Raw genomic sequence first — 25740 nt, 5'->3', positions numbered from 1 at the left:
CGGCAGCCTTAGAAGTAGTACGGGAACTTGGACCAGTCCGGATCACGCTTCTCCAGGAAGGCCTCCTTGCCCTCCACCGCCTCATCCGTCATGTAGGCCAGCCGCGTCGCCTCGCCGGCGAACACCTGCTGGCCGGCCAGGCCGTCGTCGGCGAGGTTGAAGGCGAATTTGAGCATCCGGATGGCCTGCGGGGACTGCCGGGCGATGTCCGCCGCGTACTCCAGCGCCACCTCCTCGAGCCGCTCGTGGTCCACGGCCTCGTTCACGGCACCCATCCGGACCATGTCCTCGGCGGAATATTCGCGGGCCAGGAAGAAGATCTCGCGGGCGGACTTTTGGCCGATCTGGCGGGCCAGCAGCGCCGAGCCGTAGCCGGCGTCGAAACTCCCTACCGTCGCGTCGGTCTGCTTGAATTTACCGTGCTGCCGGGAGGCGATGGTGAGGTCGGAGACGACGTGCAGCGAGTGGCCGCCGCCGGCCGCCCAGCCGTTCACGACGGCGATGACCACCTTGGGCATGGTCCGCATGAGCCGCTGGACCTCGAGGATGTGCAACCGGCCGGCGCGGGCGGGGTCGATGGTCTCCTTTGTCTCGCCCTCGGCATAGCGATATCCGTCCCGCCCGCGGATCCGCTGGTCCCCGCCGGAGCAGAACGAGTGGCCGCCGTCCTTGGCGGAGGGGCCGTTGCCGGTGAGCAGGACCGTGGCAACATCGGGGGTCATCCGGGCGTGGTCCATGGCCCGGTACAGCTCGTCCACGGTGCCGGGCCGGAACGCGTTGCGCACCTCCGGACGGTTGAAGGCGATCCGGACGGTGGGAAGGTCCCGGACCACGGTGCCGTCCGCGGAGCGCTCCACCTGCCGGTGGTAGGTCATGTCCTGGAAGTCGTCGAAGCCGGTCACGGTGCGCCAGCGGGTGGGGTCAAAGACGTCGGATACCTTGGCGGGGATTTCGTTGCTCACAGTCCGAGTCTAGTAATCGGCTCAGCTGATACAGAACTCGTTGCCTTCCGGGTCCGCCATGGTGTGCCAGGAATGCGGGCCCTCGTTGGCGGTCCACAGGTACGTCGCGCCGCGGGCCTCGAGGGCGGCCCGGACCTCGTCCTTGTCAGCGCCGGCCAGGTTCACATCCCAGTGGACACGGTTCTTGACGGTCTTCGCCTCCGGCGCGGTCTGGAAAAGAATCCGGCGTGAAGCTGGCTTGACGCCCAGGTCCTCGGGCGGCCGGATGGCGGCGCCGTCCCGCCAGACCAGCTTTCCGTGGTGCCGCTTGGTCTCCGCGTCCGTCGCGAAGCCCTGCTTGATCATGGAACGGATGAAGTCCTCGTCCTGCGGCTCCACGGCCCAGTCCAGGGTTTCGGCCCACCAGTCCGCAAGGGCGTGGGGATCGACGCAGTCGACAGCGATTTGGATGTTCAGTGCCATGGGAAAAACCTACGACGACGGCGCCCGCGGCGCTAGGGTGCAGCCGGGGCAGCTTTCGCTGTTGTTGTCCGGACGCTACTGCAGCTGCTCGAGGATTTCCGGCGGGATGGCGTAGATGAAGATGACGGCCAGCAGGTTCTTCGAGGCATGGACGAAATAGGAGAACATCACATTCTTGCCCGTCCAGACGTAGACGAACACCAAGGTGGCGCCCATGGCGAGGTAGGGCATCAGCACGGGCAGCGTCAGCGCCTCCTGGCCCACGACGTGCATGGTCGCGAACAGCACTACGGAGAGCGCGCAGCAGAGCCAGATGTTCAGCTTCCGGCTCAGCTTGCCGATGAGCAGGTGCCGGAACATGTACTCCTCCACGAAGGGGCCCACAATCACCAGCAGCGGCACCATCAGCCAGGCCGGCACCTGCTGCATGAGTGCCTGCAGGCCGGCCTGGTTGGCGGAGGTTTGCGGAGTCCCTGCCACTGCCACCAAGATGGCGGTCAGGATCATCGCGGCCACCACGGTCAGCGGCACCATCAGCAGGGTGAACCAGGGCCTCGTGGCCAGGACGCGGAGGTCCCGGCGTGCGACCTGGCGTGCCGCGGACAGGGCGAGCAGGCCGATGACCGCATAGATGAGAAGGTTCACCGCGTAGGACGCCACCGCCGGGTTGGGCGAGAGCCGCAGCACGAGCGGGGCCAGCAGGCCTGAGGCGGTGGCGAAGAACGCGCCCACTGCCACGTAGATCCCCGCCGTGATGAGGTCCAGCCGGGAGAAAGCGTACAGTTCCGGACGCTGCGCAGGTGGTTGACGGAGAGCGGGACCCATGCCACCAGCCTAGCCCCGCCGCTGTGCGGACACAGCTAACGCCCGGGCCGAGGGCGCCGGGCGTTAGCTGTGTAGCTGAGGAGCTGGCGCTCTACCGGAACAGCGCCCCGTAGGTCCCCATGATGATCCGGTCGCCCGGGGTGGACTTGCGGATGTAGTCCACCACTGCCCAGTCATCGAGGGAGATGCAGCCCGCCGTCGGGGTCTTGGTCATGTGCAGGAAGATGGCGAATCCCGCATCCTGGACGATCTTGGGCCGGTTGTAGTTAATCACCACGCCCTGGCGGTAGTAGCCCAGGCTGGCGAACCACCACATGTTCTCGTCCCAGCCGACCCAGGAGGAGGACTCGTGGTACTTGTTGTACGTGGCCGTCCAAGGGTTGCCGCCCCAGCGCGAGCGGGGATTGAGCGTGCGGTAGGGAAGCTTCGTGCCCGGGTTACCGAGGCCGAACGCCTCGGTCACGGAAAACGAGCCGGTGGGGGAGAACAGGTTCCGGGTGGGGCCGGACGGCACTCCCGGCGGCTTGAACCCTGACTTGCCGACGTACCCGTCAGTCCGCCAGTCCGGCACATACGTCCCGGCGACCTTCATGCAGTACAGGTTGGTCGCATGGTTCTGTCCGTAGCCCTGGGTCCAGGTGAGCAGGACGCGGTTCGCGCCGTATGTGGGGTATTTGGACTTGCCGTTATTGAGGTTGCGGCACTCAGACATTGCGTACACCCGGGAGCCGGTGGACCGGGACCAGGTGATGTCCCCGCGCTGGTAGGACTGTGCACAGGAGCCTGCGGCGCAGTGTTCGCTGCCGATCGGATATCCCAGCGAGCCGCCGGGGCCGCCGGCCGCGATGAACTTGCTGACGATTCCCCTGCCGGAGATCCAGGCACCCGTGGCGGGTGACCAGTAGATCCTTCCGCCCTGGAAGTGTTGCATGCAGCCGCGCGCGGGCTGCCCGCAGATCTCGCCGGTCAGCGGGTAGCCCAGCATGCCCCGCGACGCTCCGGCGGCGAGGTACCTGCTGCCAATGCCGGCCCGGGTTGCCTGCGCGCCCGTGGTGGGTGACCAGTAGATGCTGCCACCCTGGAAGCGCTGTACGCAGCCCCGGGAAGGCAAACCGCAGCTTTCCGCGCTGACCGGGTAGCCGAGGACGCTGTTCTGTGCCCCGGCCGCCTTCCAGCGTCCGAGAATACCGCCCCAGACCACTTGGCCGCCGACGCCGCGCACCCAGTAGATGGGGCCCTTGGTGAACTGTTGAACGCAGCCCGCTGCCTTTAGCCCGCAGACCTCAGCGGTCATGGGAAGGCCCAGGACTGCCTCGCCACCGGCTGCGACCCAGCGGCTCCCGATGCCGCTTCGGGTGGAGAACTCCAGCATTTGCGTGCCTGTCCACGCCAGGACGATGCCGTTGGAGAACTTCTGGATCGTTCCGCCGGACACCGCGGTCTCGTCCGTGATCGGGTAGCCGAGGACGGCTAGGCCTCCCTTCGCGTGCCAGCGGGGGCCCGTGTGGCCGGCCTTCCGCAGGACCGGATGGGCGCCCGTTGCCGTGGTCCAGAAGATCGACCCGCCCTCGAACGCCTGGCTGCAGACCCCGCTTGAACAGCGCTGGTCCGCGGTTGCCGCGCCGAGGACGCCCGAGGCGCCTTTCAGTTCGGTCCACTTCGCGCCGATCGGCCCCTGTACGACGACGGCCGGCGGCGTCGGCTCCTCGGTGGGCGTCGGCTCCTCGGTGGGCGTCGGCTCCTCGGTGGGCGTCGGCTCGGCGCCGGGCGCACTCGGCTCCCCGGTGGGTTCCGCCGACGCACTCGTTGCCTCGGTTCCTTCCAAGGGGGGCGCGGTGGCGGTTGCGGTAGTGATCGAGGCGGACGTGGTCGGAACGGGGGCGCTGCTCGGCGTCGCGGTGGGGCTGGCTGTGTCCTGTGGCAGCGTTGCGGTCTCGGCGAAGGCCGGTCCGACCGCCAGCGGTCCAGCCGCGAGCCCCAGCACCACCGCTGAGATGACAAGTAGTTTTTTCATGGCGCATCCTCTACGGAGACGACCGGCGTGCAGGTCCCGGCGCTGTCCTTGGTCTTGGCAAAGTTCGGTGCTGCGATCTCGGCCGACTTGCCGGCAGCGACGGTTTTGGTGATGATGGTGTGCCCTGCCACTGCAGGGCCGACGGTGACCGCGATTGCCACGGTGAACATTTTGTTCTTGTCGCTGCTGTTGACGAGGGTCCCTGTAAAGGACCACGACCCGTCGGCCGTCGCGCGGCAGATGGGCTTCCGCAAGGCGTCGGGTGCGTTCAGCGAAGTGGAAACATCGGCGGGCTCGGAAGTGCTCGGCGCCGGAGATCCTGATACTGCTGATGATGATGGTGCCGGCGTTGCTGCGGTGCTGCCGATGCTGGGTGTGGCCGGACCGGAACCGCCGCTCGAACACCCTGCTAGTACGAGAAGCAGCACTGCGGGCAGTAGCGCTCTCTGTTTCATAGTCCCCCCTGACTCACGGCACTGCTGCCATGGCCTGCAGTGATGTCGCAGGCGAACCGGCAGGAACATCCCCGCCGGTTCGCTCAGAGTAATGGAAACATCGGCCTGACCAGCGCTTTTGCGTCAAAACGTTGTTTTAATTTCGTATTTTCAGCGGTTCCGGGTGTAGCCCGCGTCACGGTGCGGCGCCGAAGGCTAGTACTATGGACGTGCCGCGCGACGCTGCGACCCGTTGTGAGTTTCGGTCTAAACCCCTGCCCGCTTTCCTAGGCTCAGGGCACGGGCCGGGCCCACACTTGTGCTCCCGGAGCCGCCTTCCCGTCCCGGCAATACCCCGACCTACAAGGAACAGTTGTGCCACAAAGTACTTCCACAGAAGTTAAGAGCGCGCCGGCGCAATCCGCCGTCGTCGACTCGACCCTCAGCGCCGAGGGCTACAAGAAGTCCCTGAACGGCCGCCAGGTCACCATGATCGCCATGGGCGGCGCAATCGGCGTCGGCCTCTTCATGGGTGCCGGCGGGCGCCTGGCCTCGACCGGCCCCGCGCTGATCTTCTCCTACGCCATCGCGGGCGTCATCGCCTACCTGCTGATGCGCGCCCTCGGCGAGCTCATCATGTACCGCCAGACCTCCGGCTCGTTTGTCAGCTACGCCGGTGAGATGTTCGGCAAGAAGGGCGCCTACCTGTCCGGTTGGATGTACTTCATCAACTGGGCCATGACCGGCATCGCCGAGCTGATCGCGATCGGGCTGTACTTCCAGTTCTTCTTCCCCAACGTGCCGGTGGAACTGACCGCCATCGCGGCGCTGCTGCTGCTCGTCGGAGTGAATCTGCTGAGCGTCAAGGCGTTCGGTGAATTCGAGTTCTGGGCCTCGGTCCTCAAGGTCGCGGCCATCCTGATCTTCCTGGCCGTCGGCACCTTCATGGTGGTCACCAACGCCAAGGTCGGCGACGGCCACGCCTCGGTGAACAACCTCTTCGCGGCCGACGGCGGCATGTTCCCCAAGGGCGCCCTCGTGATGATCCTGGTGCTGAACGCGGTGATCTTCGCCTACAACGCCATCGAGCTCGTCGGCATCACCGCCGGCGAGATGGAGGACCCGGCCAAGGAGGTCCCGAAGGCGATCCGCGCCGTCGTGATCCGGATCGTCGTGTTCTACGTCGGCTCGGTGACCCTCCTGGCGATGCTGCTGCCCTCGGACCAGTACAAGGCCGGCACCTCGCCGTTCGTCACCGTCTTCGGCCAGATGGGCCTGCCGTGGATGGGCGACGTCATGAACATGATCGTGATCACCGCCGCGCTGTCGTCCTGCAACTCGGGCCTGTACTCGATCGGCCGGATCTTCCGCACCATGGCCAACAACGGGCATGCCCCGCAGTGGCTGACCCGGATGTCCAAGAGCCACGTGCCCTACGCCGCGATCCTGGCGATCGGCTCGGTCTACCTCGTCGGCATCCTGCTCAACATCTGGCTGGGCGGCTCGCACGCCTTCGACCTCGCACTGAACACCGCCTCGATCGGCGTCATCTTCACGTGGGGCTCGATCTTCGCCAGCCAGATCGCGCTGCGTAAGACCAAGGGCAACGCGTCCTCCCTGCCGATGCCGGGTTCACCGTGGACCAGCTGGGCCGGACTGGTGGCTTTGCTGGCCATCACGGTGCTGATCGGCTTCGACACCATGACCAGCAAGTCCGGCGAGGTCTTCCCGCTGGGCCTGTGGACCCTGGCAACCATCCCGTTCTTCGCGGTGGTGCTCTGGCTCGGCTGGCAGAAGGTCAAGAACAACGAACCGAAGAGCGAGCTGTACAGCTAGCATCACGGTCCTAAATGAACAACGACGGCGGCGGCCACCTGAACAAGGTGGCCGCCGCCGTCGTCTGTTCCATCGATTGCTCCGTAAACTCCGTTAGGGGGCTTCAAAAGGGCGCCTTCGGAGCAGCCGATGCGGGATCTGGCTCCTAGTCCTTCAGATGCCGGGCGAAATGGTCTTCGATCCGGCGCCAGGCCTCCGGCGCCGACTGAGGATCGGGCCCGACGCCGAGAACGCGGAACAACGGGCGCAGCGGCCTGGGTCCCGTTTCCTCGTCGTTCAGGAACGAGTGGCCGGCCGTCTCGAATTCCTTGATGTCGTGCTCGACGCCGAGGGACTCCAGCACGGAGGCCAGCCGTGCCGCCGCCCCGGGAAGGGAACGGTCCTTCGCGCCGAAGTTGGCAACGATCGGACAGGCGCCGGCGAGCTCCGTTGCCGGGTCCTTGGGCAGCCTGCCGTAGTTCACCGCCGCGGCGTCGAAGCCGTCATTGGCCAGCAGCAGGGCGAAGCCGCCGCCCATGCAGAAGCCGATGACGCCGATTTTTCCGGTCGTGCGGCCCGAATCCAACAGCCACTGCCGCGCCGTCGCCAGGTCCATAAACGCGCGACCCTGCCCGGCAGCCAGGGAGCGCATGGTCGAGACGAGGCAGCGGCGCGCCCCGCCGTCGCTGAACAGGTCCACGGCCAGGGTGAGATAGCCGGCGGCCGCCATCCGCTCGGCCTGCCGGACCGTGATGCCATCCAGGCCAAAGGCTTCGTGGATCATCAGCACGGCCGGGAAGGGGCCGTCCCCTTCCGGCTCCGCCAGGTAGCCGCGGAGCCGGGGCGAGCCGCCGGCAGCGAGGCTGGCCCCGCTGAGGTCGACGTTATGCAGAGCCATGTCCGGGTCTTCGCCCCGGTTCGCGGAATTCCTGGCCATGTGCACTCCTAGGTCGGGCGGTGCGGGTGTCGTGTTCGGACAGTCTTGCATCCGGCCACGAAAAACGGCGCCGGACATCCCCCAAAGGAATGTCCGACGCCGTCGATTTTTTGGACTAGTCGCGCTTGACCGCGTCCTTGACGTTTTCGCCGACCTTCTTCGCGTCGGCGACGACCTGGTCCTTCTGCCCTTCGGCCTTCAGGCGGTCGTTGTCCGTGGCGTTTCCGGTAGCTTCCTTGGCCTTGCCGCCGAGGTGCTCCGCTTCGTTCTGAATCTTGTCTCCGATACCCATGGTGTACTCCACCTTTCGTTTCCGGTTGAAATTCAACGCACTTTCACCATAACACGAAGCATGCTTACTATTTCAAGTCCTTTTGCAGGATCATTCGATCCGGCCCAGGCCCAGGGTTTTCCGATCCGCCCGGCTAGGCTCAAACCATGGAGCCCTCAACCACCCCAGCCCAAGGAACGACCGTTGCCAAGGCGGAGTTACAGTGATGGCCAAGCCCGCCGGCGGGCCCAAAGTCACCGCCCCGCGCCTCACGCCGGTCCGGCTGGCGGACCTTGCGGAGGATCCTGCCCCCGATTTCCGCCGAGGGGAGCGCTACGACGGCGTCCGGTACACCCGCGCGCCCGCGGACGGACTGGAGCTCAGCGGCGCGGATTTCGCCGAGTGCGAGTTTGACGGCGCCTCCTTCAACGAGACCCAGCTGCGCGGCGCCAGCTTCCGCGACTGCGTCCTGGCCGAGGTCTACGCCCCGGTCTTCACGGCGGCGCGCTCGAGCCTGCGCGACGTCGAGATCCGCAACCCCCGCTGGGGGTCGGCGGAACTGTATGAAAGCGGCTGGCAGTCGGTGCGGATCGACGGCGGCAAGCTGGACTACGTCAACCTCCGCGGCTCCAAACTGGTGGACGTGCAGATCAGCGACTGCATCATTAACGAACTGGACCTTGGCTCCTGCACGGCCACCCGGGTGGCGCTGAAGAACTGCACCATCGGCAGCCTGGACTTCAGTGGAGCGCGGCTGAAGGACTTCGACCTGCGCGGCACGGAGTTCCGGTCCCTCAGCGGCCTCGGCAGCCTCGCCGGCATCGTGGTCGACGAGCACCAGCTCACCCTGCTGGCCCCGCTGCTGGCCGGCCATCTGGGTATCACCGTGGCCTGAGTCCCCGCCGCGTCATCCGGGGCCGTCCGGTTGACCCCCTTGACCCGTTGTGTAATCTTTATAGAACGAACGGTCGGTAATTTACTCTGCTGCCGGCCCTGCTCCCTTGGTGAAGGATGTTCTCATGGTCGAGGCTTTTCTTGTTGGCGGTGCCCGCACTCCCGTGGGGCGGTACGGCGGCGCCCTTTCCGCGGTCCGGCCCGATGACCTGGCGGCGCTGGTGGTCCGTGAAGCCGTCGCCCGTGCCGGGGTCGACCCGGACGCCATCGATGAGGTCATCCTCGGCAACGCCAACGGAGCCGGCGAGGAAAACCGCAACGTCGCCCGGATGGCCACCATCCTGGCCGGACTTCCGCTCCACATCCCCGGCATTACCGTCAACCGGCTCTGCGCCTCCGGCCTGAGCGCCATCATCATGGCCAGCCAGATGATCAAGTCCGGCGCCGCGGACATCGTCATTGCAGGCGGCGTCGAATCCATGAGCCGCGCCCCCTGGGTGCAGGAAAAGCCGCAGACCGCCTTCGCCAAGCCGGGCCAGATTTTCGACACCTCGATCGGCTGGCGCTTCGCCAACCCGCTGTTCCAGAAGGGCGAGCTCTCCCGCGACGGCAAGATGACCTACTCCATGCCGGAGACGGCCGAGGAAGTCGCCCGCGTGGACGGCATTTCCCGCGAGGACGCCGACGCGTTCGCCGTCCGCTCACACGAGCGTTCCCTCGCCGCGATTGCCGCGGGCCGCTTCGCGGACGAAATCGTTCCCGTGACCGTCAAGACCCGCAAGGGCGAGACGGTCGTGGACACCGACGAGGGCCCCCGCGCCGGCACCACCATGGACGTGCTGTCCGGGCTGCGCCCCGTCGTCGCGGGCGGCTCCGTGGTCACCGCCGGCAACTCCTCCACCCTCAACGACGGCGCCTCCGCGATCATCGTCGCCTCCGAAGCCGCGATCCAGAAACTCGGCCTCAGCCCGCGGGCCCGCATCATCGACGGCGCCTCGGCCGGCTGCGAGCCCGAGATCATGGGCATCGGCCCGGTCCCGGCCACCCGGAAGGTCCTCGCCCGGAGCGGACTCGACGTCGGTGACCTCGGCGCCGTCGAACTCAACGAGGCCTTCGCCACGCAGTCGCTGGCCAGCATGCGCCGGCTCGGCCTCGACCCGGAGATTGTGAACCGCGACGGCGGCGCGATCTCCCTGGGCCATCCGCTCGGCTCGTCCGGGTCCCGGATTGCCATCACCCTGCTGGGCCGGATGGAGCGCGAGGACGCCAGGATCGGCCTCGCCACCATGTGCATCGGCGTCGGCCAGGGCACGGCCATGCTGCTGGAGCGCGTCTAATGGCGGCCCGACCCGGCGGCCTGGACGCCGCAGGCTTCGGCACACTCCTGGTCGAGGAGCGCGAGGACCGGCTGGTGGTCCTGCTCAACCGCCCGGAGGTCCGGAACGCGATCGACCAGCAGATGGTCGATGAGCTCCACAGCGTCTGCGCGTACCTTGAGCAGACGCCCAAGGTGCTGATCCTTGCCGGCACGGAAGGCGTATTCGCCTCCGGCGCCGACATCGCGCAGCTGCGCGAACGCCGCCGCGACGACGCCCTGCAGGGCATCAACTCCACCATCTTCGTCCGGATCGCCAAGCTGCCGATGCCGGTTATCGCGGCCCTCGACGGCTTCTGCCTGGGCGGCGGCGCCGAACTGGCCTACGCCGCCGACTTCCGGATCGGCACCCCCGGGGTCCGGATCGGCAACCCCGAGACCGGCCTCGGCATCCTCGCCGCCGCCGGCGCCAGCTGGCGCCTCAAGGAGCTGGTGGGGGAGCCGGTGGCCAAGGACATCCTCCTGGCCGGCGCAGTACTCCGCGCCGACCGGGCGCTCGCCGTCGGGCTCGTCACCGAGATCCATGAACCCGCGCAGCTGATGGACGCCGCCCATGCGCTGGCGGACCGGATCGCGCAGCAGGACCCGCTCGCGGTGCGGATCACCAAGTCCGTGTTCCATGCCCCGGCTGAGGCGCACCCGCTGATCGACCAGCTGGCGCAGGGCATCCTCTTCGAATCGCAGGCGAAGTTCGAGCGCATGCAGGCCTTCCTGGATAAAAAGTCAGTCAAGAAATCAGCCACGAAGTCAGCCAAAAAGTGAGCAAGAAGCCAGCCGCCACGCCAGGCCAGAATCCAGACCGGAAGAAGTAGATATGAGCAACTCGGTACTCCCCGCCAACCTGCCCGCGACCGTCGGGGTGCTCGGCGGCGGCCGGATGGGCGCGGGCATCGCCCATGCCTTCCTGATCAACGGCGCCGACGTGCTGGTCGTTGAGCGTGACGAGGAGTCCGCCGAGGCGGCCCGCGAGCGCGTGGAGTCCGCGGCGGCCAAGAGCATCGAGCGCGGCGCGACCGACGGCAACCTCGACGAGATGGTCTCCCGGCTCTCCGTGACCGTGGACTACGACGACTTCAAGGACCGGCAGCTGGTGATCGAGGCCGTACCCGAGGACTGGGACCTGAAGGTGGCCTCGCTGCGCGGGATCGAGGAACGGCTCGCCGCGGACGCCTACCTCGCCTCCAACACCTCCTCGCTCTCCGTCAACGGCCTGGCCCGCGAGCTGAAGCGCCCGCAGAACTTCCTGGGCCTGCACTTCTTCAACCCGGTCCCCGCGTCCACCCTGATCGAGGTCGTCCTCGGCGAGCAGACAAGCGAGGCCCTCGCCCAGGCCGCCCGCGGCTGGGTCGAAGCGCTCGGCAAGACCGCCGTCGTCGTCAACGACGCCCCGGGCTTCGCCTCCTCGCGGCTGGGCGTCGCAATCGCCCTCGAGGCGATGCGCATGGTGGAGGAAGGCGTCGCCTCGGCCGAGGACATCGACAACGCCATGGTCCTGGGCTACAAACACCCGACCGGCCCGCTGCGCACCACCGACATCGTGGGCCTGGACGTCCGGCTCGGCATCGCCGAATACCTGGCCTCCACGCTGGGTGAGCGCTTCGCACCGCCGCAGATCCTCCGGGACAAGGTGGCCCGCGGTGAACTCGGGCGCAAGACCGGCAAGGGCTTCTTCGACTGGACCGCCTGAGCCGGTCCCGGACGGATGCTCATTGGGGGATCCGTCCGGGCGCCAGCGAGGGGCCGGCATGCCTAGGATGGTGCGGTGACTACCGCCCCGCCGCGCATTGAACCCATCACCCTCACCGGCCAGCACGTGGTGCTGGAACCGCTGAGCCATGCCCACCACGACGGCCTGGTGGAGGCGGTCCGGGACGGCGAGCTCTGGAAGCTCTGGTACACCTCCGTCCCCGCCCCGGAGGCCATGACGGCCGAGATCGATCGACGGCTGGCCCTGCAGCGGGCCGGCTCGATGCTGCCGTTCACCACCCGGCTGCTTGACCCGGCCACCGGCGGCCCCGGGAGAGTGATCGGCATGACGACTTACATGAACATCGACGCCGCCACACCCCGGGTGGAGATCGGTTCCACCTGGAACGCCGCCTCCGCGCAGGGCAGCGGCAGCAACCCGGACTCCAAGCTGTTGCTGCTCCGTCATGCCTTCGAGACGCTCGGTTGCCCCGCCGTCGAATTCCGCACGCACTGGCTCAACCACCAGTCCCGCGAGGCGATTGCCCGGCTGGGCGCCAAACAGGACGGCGTGCTGCGCAGCCACAGCCGCACGGCCGACGGCGTACTGCGCGACACCGTGGTGTTCTCCATCCTCGAACATGAATGGCCGATGGTGCGCAGCGGCCTGGAGTTCCGGCTGGCCAGGCAGCGGGACGTGTCCCGTGGCTAGCCGGCCGGAGCACGACATGGCGAGGCCCCGGGACGCAGACGGCGCTGTGAACGGGGACTGGGCTGTCAACTGGGACGGCGCCGTCAACGCCTGGCACATTGCGGGCAGCGTGTACCGGATGGGACGCCGGGAATGGCTCACCGAGACCGGCTGGCAGCAGGCATACGACGGCGGCATCCGGACCGTGATCGACCTCCGCAACCCGGACGAGATCCGCCGCCGCGACACCGATCCACGGGTGGGCGAGGCGACCCTGGCGGCGTTCGACGTCGTGCACGCCCCCACCGAGGATCCCGGCAACGCTGAATTCCGCGCGCTCTGCGTTCCTTACCTGAACAACCCGGCGTCCTATCCGGACAACGCCAGAATCTTCCCCGGGAAGCTCGCGGCGGTCTTCAAGGCCGTGGCGGCGGCTCCCGGCGGCGTCGTGATCCATTGCTCTGCCGGCAGGGATCGCAGCGGCATGATCGCCGCCATGCTCCAGGACCTCGCCGGAGCAGGGGAGGACGCCATTGCCCTGGCCTACGCACGCGCCATGCGGGGCATCAACGAGCACCACCGGCTGTCCGCGACCCCGCATCCGCATGAGCGCTACCTGCCCGAGGAGATCCTCGCGCCGCTGATCAAGGTACGCCAGGAAAGCCTCCTGCGCTTTGTGCGGCAGGTGAAGACCGCCGAATTTTTGGGCCACAATGGGGTAACGGTTCCGGAGCTGACTGCCATCCGGGGCAAATTGGGGCACTAGAGTAACCGGGTGAAGACTCCCACGTACGCGCTGGTTATGCGGGCAGCGGCGGCCGTCGCCGTTGCGCTCGCGGGGTCGTCTGTGGCTGTCCCCGCCCTGGCAGAGGCCGGGTCCCCCGATCCCGCTACGGCGTCCCCTTCCCCTTCGCCCAACACCAGTTCGGAGGCGGCCCCGGCGCCTGCGCCGACGGCGCCGGTTGAGTCCGTTGCGTCCTCGCCAGAACCTGGCATCAGCGACGCCGGACTCGCCGAGGCGATCCGACGGGACCTAGGCATGACCCTGGCGGAGTTTAACGCCGCCGGAGCGCAGGCCAAGCGAGCCGCCGAGGCTGCGCCCTCCCTGCGCGGGCTGCCTGGCTATGTCGGGATTGCCCTGCGGGACGGAAAAATCGTCGTCCAAGGCGCGGGTGCCGAGCTTCAAGCGCGGATCGATGAACTGAACCAGGCCGGCCCGGCGGAATTCGGGCTCGAGGCGCCCGCGCTGAAGACCTCCGCGCTGGCCGCCCCCACGGAACCAGGGGCCACGCCAGCCGCTGCCCCGAAGCCGGAACTCGTCGCCGGCAGTGCCGAGCAGCTCTTCCAGGCGTATGTCCGTGAGGTCGGTCCTGCCGGGCTGCAGGCCGTGGCCTACGCCGACGGCCACTTCATCATCCGCACCGGCGGCACCAACACAGCCGAGGCGTGGACCTCGGCCGGCCTGGCGCCCAACAGCCTCGACCCGGCTGCGGCGCCGGCCCCCGGAAAGATCTCGGCCGCAGATTTCGTGTCCCGTTACGCCAACGTGGAGCTGGAAAACGGTGCTCCAATCAAGACCGAAGAAGACTACTTCGGCGGGCAGGGCTACGTGATCGACAAGATGACGATCTGCTCTGCCGGGTTCGGAGCCTTTGATCCCGCCGGCCTGCCGCTGGTGCTGACGGCCGGGCACTGCGCCGAAGACGGGACGGCGGCAAAGGCCGACGTTGAGCCCTCGACGGCGGCGCCGGCCGGCGGGGCGACGACGTCGCTCCCGGCCGTTCTCGAGCCCTTGGGAACGTTCGGCTTCAGCCAGTTCGGCGGACCCAATAACTCGCCCATCACCGGGGCAGAGTCGAGTCCGGGCAACATCGGCACCGACATAGCCGTGATCAAGGACTTGCGGCCCGGACTCAAGGTGCAGCCCTCCGCCGTTACGTGGAAGACGCCGGCCAACCCGGGACAAACCTCCGTCAAGATCATTGGCATCGCAGCGCCGTACCAGGGCCAGGCCGTCTGCCGGTCCGGTCGGACCACCGGCTGGTCCTGCGGCGAGGTAGCCGAAACCGGCGTCTACGTGGTGGGAGGACGAACCACCGCGGCAGGAGATTTGAGGGCCTTCAAGGGCTTCCTGTCCTACGACGTCCAATCCAGCGGTGGAGACTCCGGGGGGCCCTGGATCAGCGGAAACTTCGCCGTTGGCACACACTCCGCCGGGGAACCCCGGGGTGCGGCGCAGAATTTTGCGGTCGCGACAACGCTCGACGATGCGCTGGGCTACATTCCCGGCCCCGTCCAGCTCCAGCTGTTCTTGAACAAGCCCAACCTTGCGGGGACCCCGGACGGCGGCACGGTGCTGCCGGGCAGCCTCGTTCGGGGGCGCGTGCCTGCCGCCCCCGCCTCGGGCGTCGCTGCGAACTCCAAGGTCCGCCTGATGCGCCCGAACCAGGATGCCGTCGAAATCCCGGTGGACGCGGCGGGAAACTGGTCCTTCATCGCGCCGGCGTCGGCAGGAACGCACCAGTTCACGGCCGAGACCGTCAACGGCCTCAGCCGGTCGGGGTCCACAGCGTTCAGCCTCAACGTCTCTGAGTTGCCCGCGCCGGAGATCAGTGCCCCCGCCCCCGGATCCACCCTCGCGGCGCTGGACCGCGTCGAAGGAACGGGCACTCCGGGCAACATCGTGGTCCTTTCGGGCGAGCTGACCGGTTCCGCGAAGGTTACGCCGGAGGGGCAATGGAGCGTTTCCGTGGGCAGCCAGCGGGTGTACGGCAAGCTCTCGGTCTCGGCGGTCCAGACGGCGCCCGGACACGTGGACAGCCCGCGGGCCACGCTGGAGTTCACCGTGCGTCCGCCGGCACCGGCCGTCGCCGGACAGTGGAACGGGCTCTCGTTCCGTCAGGACTTGCTGCCCGATGCAATCTCCGGGTCGGGTGTCGACGGTGCCGCGGTCACCGTGCTGATTGACGGGCAGCCGGTCGGTGCCGTGCAGAAGGGCGGATCCGGCGTGGGGACGAAGGCGGTGTTCCCGTCGCTGGTCCCGCAGATCCTCGTGGCTGACGGGCGCTGGAGTGTACGGTTCCCCGCTGGCCTGGCCACAGGGCCGCACACACTGTCCGTTACCCAGTCCGTTGACGGGATCGCTTCGTCACCGGTGACGGCCAAGTTCACGATCAGTCCTCCGGCATCCGCAGCCATGGCAGCGAACATTCCGCCGACGGCAGCAGCTGGGGCTCGTGTCTCGACTCCGAAGCAGCCGGGCAGCCCCGCGATGCTCGCCAGCACCGGAGCCGACGGCGTGCTTCCTGCCGCAGCTTTGGCGGCGGCGGCCCTGCTGCTCGGCGGGGCTTGCATCGCACTGGGGCGACGCCGGACGGTGCGTTAGCTGCGGCCTGATCTCCCGCGGCGGCCGGCGGCCGCGGACCGGCTCTCCGGCTGGCAGGCCGGCCTCAGGGAGCCCGGCCTGCCAGCCGGGCCAGTTGTGCATGGAGATTTCACCCCCGCCGGGGGCACCGAAGTCGCCGAGCGGCTGCTGGTCGAGGACAGCAGCGTGGACGGGATCTTCGCCGCTTCCGACCTAATGGCCCGCGGTGCCATCATGGCCCTGCAAGCCTCCGGACGTTCGGTCCCCGGGGACGTCGCCGTCGTCGGCTTCGACGACCACCTGGCCGCTCCGGGCGAACTGCCCTTGACCACGATCAACCAGCCTACGGTGGAGATGGCGGCCCAGGCGGGCCGCCTCCTGCTCGCGGACATCGAAGACCCGGGGACCAGCCGGGACCCGCTGATTTTCCCGGCCCGCCTGGTCGTCAGGGCGAGCAGCGTGCCGCAACCCGACTAGCCCGGCGGCCGTGCCCGGCCGGGCCGGCAGCGCATTCCGGCCAGCGGAAGCGCTGCCGACTGTCGCGTTCTGCACGACGGGTCAGCGGCCGTGGTTCCGCCACTTGTCCGAGTCGACTACCTGGACCGCAACGCCGAGGGTGCCCTTCTTGAGGCTGCCCCACGCGTACACAATGGTGTTCTTGCCCGCGGTGACCGGAATGTCCGCCGGGCCGATCAGCGGCTTGGTGGTCCCGGCGGCCGCGACCGAGGCGGACACCTTCCCGGCCTTCAGCGTCAGCACTTCCTGGTCCGGGTTCGTCAGGTCCTCGATGACGGCGGTCTTGCCCGCAAGAACGTCCACGGCGGGCGCCGCCGCCACGTGCCTGACCGTCAGCTTGCCTTGGCCCCGGGGGCTGGGCGAGGTGTCGTTCTTGAACAGGGTGGCGGTGGGATCCCCGTCCTCATCCAGGTGGGCCACGGCGGTGTAGTTCCGGCCCTCCCTGAGCTTGACCTCAACCGGGCCGATCACCGCATCGTCGGCGCTCTTGGCGTTGGCGGCCGTGACGGCAATCTTGTAATTGCCGCTCTCAAGCTTCAGCGGGCCCGCGAGCTTGCCGGGCTTGAAGTCGTCCAAGGTGAGCGTGCCATTCACCCACACGTCCACGGTCAGGCCGGGGACGCCGTGCAAGACGGACAGGACGGCATCGTCGCCGTGGTGCCTGCCGCCGTCGTGCTTCCCGCCGGCCTGGGCCGGGGCGGCAAACGCGAGGGCGGCCGCCATCGACACGGCACCGGCGGCATAAACGGTTTTACGCATTTCAAACTCCTCATTGAGTTGCCCGGATTCGGGCGGTGATTTGCTTACACCGTTACTACCGGCCGGCGCCCCTCTTTGGATGCAGCCGGTGGGACCTTTTGCCCCGCCCGGCTCAGCCCTTGCGGTCCAGCAGCAGGTTGGTGATCCGCAGGGTGCAGAGCCGCTCGCCGGCTGCGTTGGTGATCAGCACCTCGTGGGTCGTCACCGTGCTGCCGAGGTGGATCGGGGTGGCGGTGATCGTGACCAGGCCCTCGCGGGCGGACTTGTGGTGCGTGGCTGAAACGTCCACGCCCACGGCGGTCTTGCCCAGGGTGCTGGCGTGGATCACCGAGGCCCATGACCCCACGGCCTCTCCCACGGCCAGCGAGGCCCCGCCATGCAGCAGGCCGAAGGACTGGCGGTTTCCTTCCACCGGCATGGTGGCCACGACGCGTTCCACGGACTGCTCAACGATCTTGACACCCATCTTCTCGTCGAGTTCACCGAGGGTGATTTTCCACAGCTCGGTATCGCGGGCGTCGGGCGTCATTGCGTCTCCTTTGGGGCTCTGGCCTGTCACGGGCCGGTCGGCCCTGCCGCTACTAGTGTGCCGCAGGGCTCCTTCATGTACTGTAGACATATTACCGAACGGACGGTCAGTAATGCGCTGGCCGTGTTGATCTTGCCCCGCGTTGGAAGGACCCGTCAACGATGACCACCACTGCAACAGCTCCGGAACCCTCAGTGGGCACCGTCGAGATCGTCCCCAGCTTCGTCCAGAACTCGTGGTGGACGCCCGACGCGGCCTCCGCCGCCGGAGCCGCCTCCGTCCTGGACGCCAGCACCGGTGAGCTCCTGGCCAAGGTGAGCACCGAGGGCCTCGACCTCGCCGCCGTCGTCGACTATGGCCGCACCACCGGCCAGGCGGAACTGGGGAAGCTGACCTTCCACCAGCGCGCCCTCAAGCTCAAGGAACTGGCCCAGTACCTCAACGGCCGACGCGACGAGTTCTACGCGCTCTCCGCGCAGACCGGCGCCACCAAGGTCGACTCGATGATCGACATCGACGGCGGCATCGGCGTGCTCTTCACCTTCGGCTCCAAAGGCCGCCGCGAGCTGCCCAACGCCCAGGTGGTGGTGGACGGGCCTATGGAGGTGCTGTCCAAGGACGGTTCCTTCGCCGGCGAACACATCTACACCCGGATCCCCGGCGTCGCCGTGCAGATCAACGCCTTCAACTTCCCGGTCTGGGGCATGCTCGAAAAGCTCGCCCCCGCCTTCATCGCCGGCGTCCCCACCATCGTCAAGCCCGCCACCCCCACCGGCTACGTCGCCGCGGCCGTGGTGAAGGCGATCGACGAATCCGGCATCCTGCCCAAGGGCTCGCTGCAGCTGGTCTCCGGCTCGGTCCGCACCCTGCTGGACCACCTCGACTACCGCGATCTCGTCGCCTTCACCGGTTCGGCCTCCACCGCCAACACGCTGAAGTCCCACCCCAACGTGGTCAAGGGCGGCGTCCGCTTCACCTCCGAAACCGACTCGCTCAACGCCGCCATCCTGGGCCCGGACGCGGTCAAGGGCACCCCGGAATTCGACGCCTTCATCAAGTCGCTCGTCACCGAGATGACCGCCAAGGCCGGCCAGAAATGCACCTCGATCCGCCGCGCCATCGTGCCGCAGGAACTGGTGTCCGACGTCGTCGCCGCCGTGGGGGAGCGGATCACCGAACGCGTCGTGCTGGGTGACCCGCGCGCCGAAGGCGTCACGATGGGCGCCCTCGCCTCGCTTGAGCAGCTCGCCGACGTGCGCGCCGCCGTCCAGTCCATGCTCGACGCCGGCGGCGAGCTCGCCTATGGCACCCTCGACTCGCCCAAGGTCACCAGCGCGGACGGGAGTATCGGCGTCGTCGAGGACGGCGCGTTCATGTCCCCGGTGCTGCTGAGCTGGGCCGATCCGGAAGCCGAAGAGGTCCACTCACTCGAAGCCTTCGGCCCGGTCTCCTCGGTGATCGGCTACACCGACCTCGCCGACGCCGTCCGCCTCGCCGCCCGCGGCGGCGGCTCGCTGGTCGCCTCGGTCTGCACCAACGATCCGGCGGTGGCCCGCGAACTCGTCACCGGTATCGCTGCCCACCACGGCCGCGTCCTCATGCTCAACCGGGAGGACGCCCGCAGCTCCACCGGCCACGGCTCCCCGGTCCCGCACCTGGTCCACGGCGGCCCGGGCCGTGCCGGCGGCGGCGAGGAGCTGGGCGGCATCCGCTCGGTCATGCACCACATGCAGCGCACCGCCATCCAGGGCTCGCCCAACATGCTGACGGCCGTCACGGGCGTCTGGCACACCGGTGCGGACCGCAACTTCACCCTCGAGACCGAGGGCCAGCACCCGTTCCGGAAGCACCTGAGCACGCTGCACATCGGCGACGCCATCCGTTCGGAGCTGCGCGAGGTCTCGCTGGAGGAGATCACCAAGTTCGCGAACTCCACCGGCGACACCTTCTACGCCCACACGAACCAGGAAGCGGCGGAGGCCAACCCGTTCTTTCCCGGCATCGTGGCGCACGGCTACCTGCTCTTGGCCTGGGGTGCCGGATTGTTCGTGGAGCCCGCGCCGGGTCCGGTCCTGGCCAACTACGGCCTGGAGAACCTGCGCTTCATCACCCCCGTCGCGGCCGGCGACTCCATCCGGGTTACCCTGACGGCCAAGAAGATCACCCCGCGCGAGACCGACGAGTACGGCGAGGTGGCCTGGGACGCCGTCCTGACCAACCAGAACGATGAAATCGTGGCCACCTACGACGTCCTGACCCTCGTAGAGAAGTAACCCCTGGCGGGCTCTTTATCCCCTCCTCGGGCGTAAAATCGTGCTCGTAGGAGGTGGCGAAATGTCCCTAGTACTCAACAAAGCCACAACAGTCCTGCCAGTCGATGATGTAGCCCGTGCCCGGCATTTCTATGCGGACACCCTGGGGCTCCCGCACCGTGGCGTGGCAGACGACGGAAGCGAGCTATTCGGCTCAGAAGGCGGCCCGATGCTGCAACTGATGCCAGTCAAGGATGGAAAGCATTCGGAGCACACCACCCTGAGTTTCGAAGTCAGCGAGATCGAACGCACCGTCAGGGAGATGGAAGCCAAGGGTGTCACGTTCCAGGACTACAACCTCCCTGATCTCAAGACCGAGAACCACATTTGTACAACGGATTCCGAGAAGTGCGCCTGGTTCATGGACTCCGAGCACAACATTCTCTGCGTGCACGAGAACATCACCACGGCAGCCGACTACCAGCTCTGAGCGGCGGCTCCCGGCATCGTGGCTGCGGAACGGAATTGCAGAACAGAATTGCGGAACAGCGCCCCGGCCCCGGGGCGCTGTTCCATGTCCCGGCTAGGGCTGCAGGGTCCTGTCCCCGGGACGCACTCCGGGTGTAGCTTGAAACCAGATTCCCGGCCGGCGGAGGCGAGGCGCACACCATGACCGATTCGTCTCCCGGACCGGCACCCGCAGCCCGGGTCCGCCCCATCGTCTGGATCCCCACCACCCGGACCGGCAAGGTGGCACTGGTTCTGGACCTGGCGATGGTCGCCTTCCCGGTCTGGGTCCTGCCGTCCTGGTACCTCGTGACGTTATTGGTGGGTGCCGGTGGCATGTTCGAGTCACCCCGGGCGGTGGCCGCGAACAGCATTTTCCAGTGCCTCGTTGTGGCCGGCACGCTGGTGGTCAACCTGGCTGCGCTGTTCCGCGCCAAGGACTACTCGATCCTGCTAGGGCTGGCCGTGCTCCCGCTGTCCGCCGTGTTGCTCTACATGGGCTGGTTTGCGGCCGTGAACGGGTTTCCCGGCCTTGCGGGGGCACATTGACACGGACCCGCCGGTCTTTGGCGGCGGAACCGCCTGCCGCGGCCGCCAAGCTGCCCCCGGAGGCGGCGTCAGGCCTTGCTGGGGACGTGGAGACCGTGGAAGGCCATGGTGATGACGTCGTCGGCCAGCTTCTCCGGGGAGAGCGCGCCGCCCGGTTTATACCACTCGACGATCGAGTTGATGGTGCCGAACAACAGGCGGGTGACGGTGCGGGGATCGATGTCCTGGCGCAGCGAGCCTTCGTCGCGGGCGGCCGAGATCAGGGCGGCCACCTTGTGGTCGAAGGTGCGCCGGCGTTCCAGGGCGTCCCGTTCGATTTCGGTGTTTCCGCGCAGCCGCAGCAGCAGGGTCACGAACGGCAGCCGTTCCACCAGGACGGAGATGGTCTCGCGGACCACGAATTCCAGCCGGGCGTCGGCCGAGCCGGTCTGCGCCTCGGGCCGGTCTAGGATGGCTTCGAGGCCGCCGAGGGCATGGTCGAGCGCGAGTTTGAGCAGATCGCCCTTGGACGGCACATGGTGGTAGATCGCGGACTTGGAGATGCCCAGGTTCTCGGCGAGGATGCCCATCGAGGTGGCGTCATAGCCGTGGCGGTTGAAGACGTCGACGGCGATCAGCAGCACCGACTGCTGGTCATAGCCGGGACGGCCGCGCTTGGTGGTGGTTGCTGTGCTGGGCATACTCGCTAGTTTCTCATGAACGGTCGGTCGGCCCGGCAGCCGTGGCCTCGAAGGACACACCTGCCGGGCCAGCCCGGTGGCTGAACAGGCGGGGCAGGTCAGGCCTTGGGGCGCATGTCGTAGATTCGGCGCAACTTGCCGTTGGAGCGCTCCAGCGAACCGGGCTCGACGACGTCGACGGTGCAGGAGGAACCGACGTGGATCTTGATCTGCTGCTGCAGCACCTTCGCCGCCGTCGCGCTGCCCTCGACCGTGACCGACTCGCGGCGTTCGATCTTGACGGTCAGCTGGTCCATCCGCTGCCCCTCCGGACGGGTGAGCTCCAGCTGGAAGTGCGGGCTGAGCTCGGGGATGCGCAGCGCGATTTCCTCGATCTGCGACGGGAACAGGTTCACGCCGCGCAGGATGATCATGTCGTCGCTGCGGCCGGTGATGCGTCCCATGCGGCGGTGCGCCGGACGGGCGGTGCCCGGCAGCAGCCGGGTGAGGTCCTTGGTGCGGTACCGGATGATCGGCAGGGCTTCCTTGGTGAGCGAGGTAAAGACCAGTTCGCCGGGCTCTCCGTCGCCCAGGACCACGGTGGGGTCGAAGGCGTCGATGATCTCGGGGCGGAAGTGGTCCTCCCAGATGTGGCTGCCGTCCTGCGTCTCCACGGCCTCGCCAGCGACGCCGGGGCCCATGACCTCGGAAAGGCCGTAGATGTCGCAGGCCTTGATGTTCATGGTGGTCTCGAGCTCGTGCCGCATTTCCTCGGTCCACGGCTCGGCGCCGAGCACCGCGTACTTCAGCGAGGTGGAGGCCGGGTCGATGCCCTGTTTCATCATGGCGTCGGCAATGGTCAGCAGGTAGGTCGGGGTGGCCAGGATGGCGTCCGGCTTGAAGTCCTGGATCAGCGTGATCTGGCGCTCCGTCTGGCCGCCGGAGATCGGAATGACGGTGCAGCCCAGCGCCTCGGCGCCGGCGTGGGCGCCCATGCCGCCGGTGAACAGGCCGTAGCCGTAGGCGTTGTGGACCTTCATGCCGGGCCGGACGCCGGAGGCACGCAGCGAGCGGGCCACAAGCTTGGCCCAGTCGGCGAGGTCCTTCTTGGTGTAGCCCACCACGGTGGCGCGGCCGGTGGTGCCGGAGCTGGCGTGGATCCGCGCCACCTCGCGCTGCGGCACCGCGAACATGCCGAAGGGGTACTCGAGCCGGAGGTCTTCCTTGGTAGTGAAGGGGAACTTACCCAGGTCCGAGAGCTCGCGGAGGTCCGTGGGGTGCACCCCGGCCTCGTCGAACTTGCGCTTGTACAGGGGGACACGGTCATAGGCGTACGCCACGGTGTGCTGCAGGCGGCTGAGCTGCAAGGCCTCGAGCTCGTCGCGGGAGATGGTTTCTTCGCGGTCCAGGACGGCGTCACTGGGGGCGAGGGCAGATTCAGCGGTGGGGGTGGTCATCTAGGTCCCTATTTCTATTTCTTGGAGATGGTGCGGCTGCGGCCGCGGAACTCGGCGATGAGTTCGCCCGGAGCGACGTCGGCGGGGAGTCCGCCCGGGAGTGTTGTGGCGGGTGCTGCGGCGGTGGAGGTTGTCGGGGACTGTGCGGTGCCGGGGTCGGCGGCGTAGATCTGGATGTCGTACAGGCCGCTGCGGCCGGTGCTGGCGCGGCGGTTTGCGACGGCGGTCAGGATCTGCCCGCGGAAGGCCGGCTTGATGAAGTTGATGTCGACGCCGGAGGCGACGGTGATGGACCCGGCTTCGCCGGGCGCCGGTTTGACCGGGTTGCAGGCGAGGGCGAAAGCGGTGTCACCGAAGGCGAAGATCATGCCGCCGTGGGCCATGCCGAAACCGTTGAGCATTTCCTGGCGGAGCGGCATCCGGATGGTGGCGTGGCCGTCATCGAGCGCCAGGACTTCAATGCCCATCCATTCGGAGGCGTAGTCGTCTTTCAGGATGGGGTGGGTGTCACCGGAAATCGTCAGTTCAGCCATGCGTCGTTGCCTCCAGCTTTATTTACCGAATGTTCATTAGGTAATCCCATATGGGTGCCTGCTGTCAAGGGGTGTAAGTATGCTGGGACACATGGCCAAAGGAATATATGTCAGCGCGACGACGCCGGGATCCGGGAAGTCGCTCATCGCCCTGGGCCTCGCGGACACCCTGCACCGGCACGCGGACCGCATCGGCTTCTTTAAGCCCGTGGTCCACGGCCGCGCCGACGCGGACCCGATGGTCGCGCTGATGAAGTCCCGCTTCGACCTCGACGACGACCGCTGCCGCGGCGGCCTGACCTTCGCCGAGGTCCGGGGCCTGCTCGCGGAGGGAAAACGGGAGGAAATCGACTCGCGCTGCGTCGAGATCTTCGCGGAGATGTCCCGGCACTGCGACGTGGTGATCATCGAGGGCACGGACCTGACCGGCCAGGACGCCGCCGTCGAATTCGACCTCAACGCCCGGCTCGCCAACAACCTCGCGGCGCCGATGGTCGCCGTCGTCGGGGCGAAGGGCCGCACGGTGGCCGAAACCGCGGACGCCGTCGAGGTGGCCCGCAAGGAACTCCTGGCCGAGCGGTGCACCCTGCTGGCCATCATGGTCAACCGCGCCGACCCCGAGGACCTGGAGGCAATCGCCGCGGCGGTCCGCCCGGGCGCCTCCGGCCGACCGGTGTACGTCTTCCCCGAACTGGAGGACATCGCGCGGCCCACCACCGGCGAAGTGGCCGCCGCGCTCGGCATCGGCCAGGTGGCCGGCCTGCCGGACCTGGAACGCGATGTGCACTCGGTCAAGGTGGCGGCCATGAACGTGGCCAACTTCCTGCATGTGCTCGACGACGGCGCGCTGGTGATTGTTCCGGGCGACCGGGCGGACGTGCTGGTGGCCTGCCTGGCCTCCTCCTTCTCGCCGGAATTCCCGGTGCCGTCCGCGCTGATCCTGACCGGCGGACTGGCCCCGGACCCCACCATCTACTCGCTCCTGGCGCAGGCCCCGTTCCCGATCTTCGCCGCCCCGGACGACACCTACGTGACCGCCAAACGCGTCTCCGAGGTGCGCAGCGAAATCTGGTCCGGCCACCGCCGCAAGGTGGCGTCCGCGCTGGGCCTGTGGGCCAAACGGGTGGACGAGGCGGAACTGCTGGAGCGGCTGCACTTGCCGCGGCCGGAGCGGATGACGCCGCTGCGCTTCCTCCATGACCTAATCGAACGGGCACGTTCGCAGCGCCGCCACATCGTCCTGCCGGAGGGCACGGACGTTCGGATCCTCCGGGCCGCGGAGATCCTGCACCGCCGTGACGTCTGCGAACTCACCGTGCTGGGCCGTGAAACCGACGTGCGCGAACTTGCCGCCACCCAGGGTATCGACCTTGCCGGGATCAACATCGTGGATCCCGCCACCTCCGAGCTGCGCCAGGGCTTCGCACAGAAGTACGCGGAGCTGCGCGCGCACAAGGGCGTGGACCTGGCGAAGGCGCTCGAGGTGATGCAGGACGAAAGCTATTTCGGCACCATGATGGTCCAGCTCGGCGTGGTGGACGGCATGGTCTCCGGCGCCGCGCACACCACGGCGCACACGATCCGGCCGGCGCTGGAGTTCGTGAAGACCCGCGAGGGCGTCAAGATCGTCTCCTCGGTGTTCCTCATGCTGATGCCGGACCGGGTGCTGGTCTACGGCGACTGCGCGGTCAACCCCGAGCCCAATGTGGAGCAGCTTGCGGACATCGCCCTGGCCTCGGCCGAAACCGCGGCCCAGTTCGGCGTCGAACCGCGCGTTGCCATGCTGTCCTACTCCACCGGCGGTTCCGGGGCGGGCGAAGCTGTCGACGCCGTCCGCCAGGCCACCGAACTCGTGCGCCAGCGGCGCCCGGACCTCGCGGTGGAAGGCCCCATCCAGTACGACGCCGCCGTCGATGCCGCCATCGCCGAGTCCAAGATGCCCGGCTCGTCCGTGGCCGGCCAGGCGACGGTGTTCATCTTCCCGGACCTGAATACCGGCAACAACACCTACAAGGCGGTCCAGCAGTCCTCCGGTGCGGTCGCCGTCGGGCCCGTGCTTCAGGGGCTCCGCAAACCGGTCAACGACCTGTCCCGCGGCTGCACGGTGGATGACATCCTGAACACCGTCGCCATCACCGCGATCCAGGCCCAGTCCGCCCAGCCGGACGCACCGGTCACCGGACAGCCCACCGCACAGCCCGTCGGGCAAGCCACCGTACAGCCCGTCGAAGCCAAGGCTTAGGAGGCCC

Annotated in this window: 25 protein-coding genes; 13 read left to right on the top strand and 12 right to left on the bottom strand. The window is 67.8% G+C overall.

Features of this window, described 5'->3' with window-relative positions; all coding sequences use genetic code 11:
* Positions 1-8: 8 nt before the first annotated feature.
* From HNO80_RS03515 to HNO80_RS03495, 5 genes are all read right to left on the bottom strand, one after another.
* The gene (locus HNO80_RS03515) at positions 9-962 is read right to left on the bottom strand and encodes a 1,4-dihydroxy-2-naphthoyl-CoA synthase (protein ID WP_175321445.1); all 954 of its coding nucleotides are present in this window, start codon (positions 960-962) and stop codon (positions 9-11) included.
* Between the two features lie 21 nt (positions 963-983).
* Complete coding sequence (locus tag HNO80_RS03510) at positions 984-1424, bottom strand: VOC family protein (protein ID WP_175321444.1); 441 nt, start codon at positions 1422-1424, stop codon at positions 984-986.
* 75 nt (positions 1425-1499) lie between these two features.
* On the bottom strand, positions 1500-2249 hold the full coding sequence (locus HNO80_RS03505; RefSeq protein WP_175321443.1) for a CPBP family intramembrane glutamic endopeptidase: 750 nt from the start codon (positions 2247-2249) through the stop codon (positions 1500-1502).
* 91 nt (positions 2250-2340) lie between these two features.
* The gene (locus HNO80_RS03500) at positions 2341-4263 is read right to left on the bottom strand and encodes a L,D-transpeptidase family protein (protein ID WP_175321442.1); all 1923 of its coding nucleotides are present in this window, start codon (positions 4261-4263) and stop codon (positions 2341-2343) included.
* Positions 4260-4424, bottom strand: a complete 165-nt coding sequence (locus tag HNO80_RS03495; protein WP_175321441.1) for a hypothetical protein — start codon at positions 4422-4424, stop codon at positions 4260-4262. The genes HNO80_RS03500 and HNO80_RS03495 overlap by 4 nt, the downstream gene beginning before the upstream one ends.
* A 648-nt stretch (positions 4425-5072) precedes the next feature.
* Here HNO80_RS03495 and HNO80_RS03490 point away from each other — a divergent pair.
* A complete protein-coding gene (locus HNO80_RS03490; protein WP_175321440.1) occupies positions 5073-6533 on the top strand; it encodes an amino acid permease in 1461 nt (486 codons plus the stop codon).
* Positions 6534-6678: 145 nt separating this feature from the next.
* Here the strand turns inward: HNO80_RS03490 and HNO80_RS03485 are convergent, their stop codons facing one another.
* Together HNO80_RS03485 and HNO80_RS03480 are read right to left on the bottom strand one after the other, a co-directional pair.
* Positions 6679-7449, bottom strand: coding sequence for a dienelactone hydrolase family protein (locus HNO80_RS03485; protein ID WP_249777137.1), 771 nt, complete (start codon positions 7447-7449; stop codon positions 6679-6681).
* Between the two features lie 115 nt (positions 7450-7564).
* Entirely contained in the window at positions 7565-7741 is a 177-nt protein-coding gene (locus HNO80_RS03480) for a CsbD family protein (protein ID WP_138768393.1), read from the bottom strand.
* A gap of 205 nt (positions 7742-7946) precedes the next feature.
* On the opposite strand from HNO80_RS03480, the gene HNO80_RS03475 reads away from it, so the two are divergent.
* The 8 genes from HNO80_RS03475 to HNO80_RS03440 all read left to right on the top strand — a co-directional run bounded on the left by HNO80_RS03475 (position 7947) and on the right by HNO80_RS03440 (position 16207).
* Complete coding sequence (locus tag HNO80_RS03475) at positions 7947-8615, top strand: pentapeptide repeat-containing protein (RefSeq protein WP_175321439.1); 669 nt, start codon at positions 7947-7949, stop codon at positions 8613-8615.
* A 124-nt stretch (positions 8616-8739) separates the two neighbouring features.
* Positions 8740-9951, top strand: coding sequence for a thiolase family protein (locus tag HNO80_RS03470; RefSeq protein ID WP_175321438.1), 1212 nt, complete (start codon positions 8740-8742; stop codon positions 9949-9951).
* Entirely contained in the window at positions 9951-10751 is an 801-nt protein-coding gene (locus HNO80_RS03465; protein ID WP_175321437.1) for an enoyl-CoA hydratase/isomerase family protein, read from the top strand. Before HNO80_RS03470 ends, HNO80_RS03465 begins: the two co-directional genes overlap by 1 nt.
* Before the next feature lie 52 nt (positions 10752-10803).
* Positions 10804-11676, top strand: coding sequence for a 3-hydroxyacyl-CoA dehydrogenase family protein (locus HNO80_RS03460; RefSeq protein WP_175321436.1), 873 nt, complete (start codon positions 10804-10806; stop codon positions 11674-11676).
* A gap of 75 nt (positions 11677-11751) precedes the next feature.
* On the top strand, positions 11752-12387 hold the full coding sequence (locus tag HNO80_RS03455; RefSeq protein WP_349627190.1) for a GNAT family N-acetyltransferase: 636 nt from the start codon (positions 11752-11754) through the stop codon (positions 12385-12387).
* A gap of 16 nt (positions 12388-12403) precedes the next feature.
* Positions 12404-13132, top strand: coding sequence for a tyrosine-protein phosphatase (locus HNO80_RS03450; protein WP_175321535.1), 729 nt, complete (start codon positions 12404-12406; stop codon positions 13130-13132).
* 9 nt (positions 13133-13141) lie between these two features.
* Positions 13142-15751: a S1 family peptidase gene (locus HNO80_RS03445; RefSeq protein ID WP_349627188.1), complete on the top strand. Its 2610-nt coding sequence runs from the start codon at positions 13142-13144 to the stop codon at positions 15749-15751.
* Positions 15752-16207 carry a LacI family DNA-binding transcriptional regulator gene (locus HNO80_RS03440; RefSeq protein WP_175321533.1) on the top strand — a complete coding sequence of 152 codons (456 nt, stop codon included), beginning with the start codon at positions 15752-15754 and terminating at the stop codon, positions 16205-16207. It abuts the gene before it with no gap.
* Positions 16208-16288: 81 nt separating this feature from the next.
* Here HNO80_RS03440 and HNO80_RS03435 read toward each other — a convergent pair whose 3' ends face one another.
* Positions 16289-17005, bottom strand: a complete 717-nt coding sequence (locus tag HNO80_RS03435; protein WP_175321435.1) for a DUF4397 domain-containing protein — start codon at positions 17003-17005, stop codon at positions 16289-16291.
* 112 nt (positions 17006-17117) lie between these two features.
* Positions 17118-17534: a PaaI family thioesterase gene (locus tag HNO80_RS03430; RefSeq protein ID WP_175321434.1), complete on the bottom strand. Its 417-nt coding sequence runs from the start codon at positions 17532-17534 to the stop codon at positions 17118-17120.
* A 161-nt stretch (positions 17535-17695) separates the two neighbouring features.
* Here HNO80_RS03430 and paaZ point away from each other — a divergent pair, with 161 nt between their 5' ends.
* From paaZ to HNO80_RS03415, 3 genes are all read left to right on the top strand, one after another.
* Positions 17696-19807: a phenylacetic acid degradation bifunctional protein PaaZ gene (paaZ, locus tag HNO80_RS03425; protein WP_175321433.1), complete on the top strand. Its 2112-nt coding sequence runs from the start codon at positions 17696-17698 to the stop codon at positions 19805-19807.
* Positions 19808-19868: 61 nt separating this feature from the next.
* Positions 19869-20276, top strand: coding sequence for a VOC family protein (locus tag HNO80_RS03420; RefSeq protein WP_175321432.1), 408 nt, complete (start codon positions 19869-19871; stop codon positions 20274-20276).
* A gap of 179 nt (positions 20277-20455) precedes the next feature.
* Positions 20456-20842: a hypothetical protein gene (locus HNO80_RS03415; RefSeq protein ID WP_175321431.1), complete on the top strand. Its 387-nt coding sequence runs from the start codon at positions 20456-20458 to the stop codon at positions 20840-20842.
* Positions 20843-20910: 68 nt separating this feature from the next.
* Here HNO80_RS03415 and HNO80_RS03410 read toward each other — a convergent pair whose 3' ends face one another.
* From HNO80_RS03410 to HNO80_RS03400, 3 genes are all read right to left on the bottom strand, one after another.
* Positions 20911-21522 carry a TetR/AcrR family transcriptional regulator gene (locus HNO80_RS03410; RefSeq protein ID WP_175321430.1) on the bottom strand — a complete coding sequence of 204 codons (612 nt, stop codon included), beginning with the start codon at positions 21520-21522 and terminating at the stop codon, positions 20911-20913.
* A gap of 98 nt (positions 21523-21620) precedes the next feature.
* Positions 21621-22958, bottom strand: a complete 1338-nt coding sequence (paaK, locus tag HNO80_RS03405) for a phenylacetate--CoA ligase PaaK (protein ID WP_175321429.1) — start codon at positions 22956-22958, stop codon at positions 21621-21623.
* Between the two features lie 14 nt (positions 22959-22972).
* Positions 22973-23491, bottom strand: coding sequence for a hotdog fold thioesterase (locus HNO80_RS03400; RefSeq protein WP_175321428.1), 519 nt, complete (start codon positions 23489-23491; stop codon positions 22973-22975).
* Between the two features lie 91 nt (positions 23492-23582).
* Here HNO80_RS03400 and pta point away from each other — a divergent pair, with 91 nt between their 5' ends.
* On the top strand, positions 23583-25733 hold the full coding sequence (pta, locus tag HNO80_RS03395) for a phosphate acetyltransferase (protein ID WP_249777136.1): 2151 nt from the start codon (positions 23583-23585) through the stop codon (positions 25731-25733).
* Positions 25734-25740: the final 7 nt, after the last annotated feature.

The sequence above is a fragment of the Arthrobacter sp. C9C5 genome, from assembly GCF_013359735.1.
GTDB lineage: Bacteria > Actinomycetota > Actinomycetes > Actinomycetales > Micrococcaceae > Arthrobacter.
Note: the sequence above shows the minus strand (reverse complement) of the source record. Positions and strands in the feature narration are given on the sequence as shown.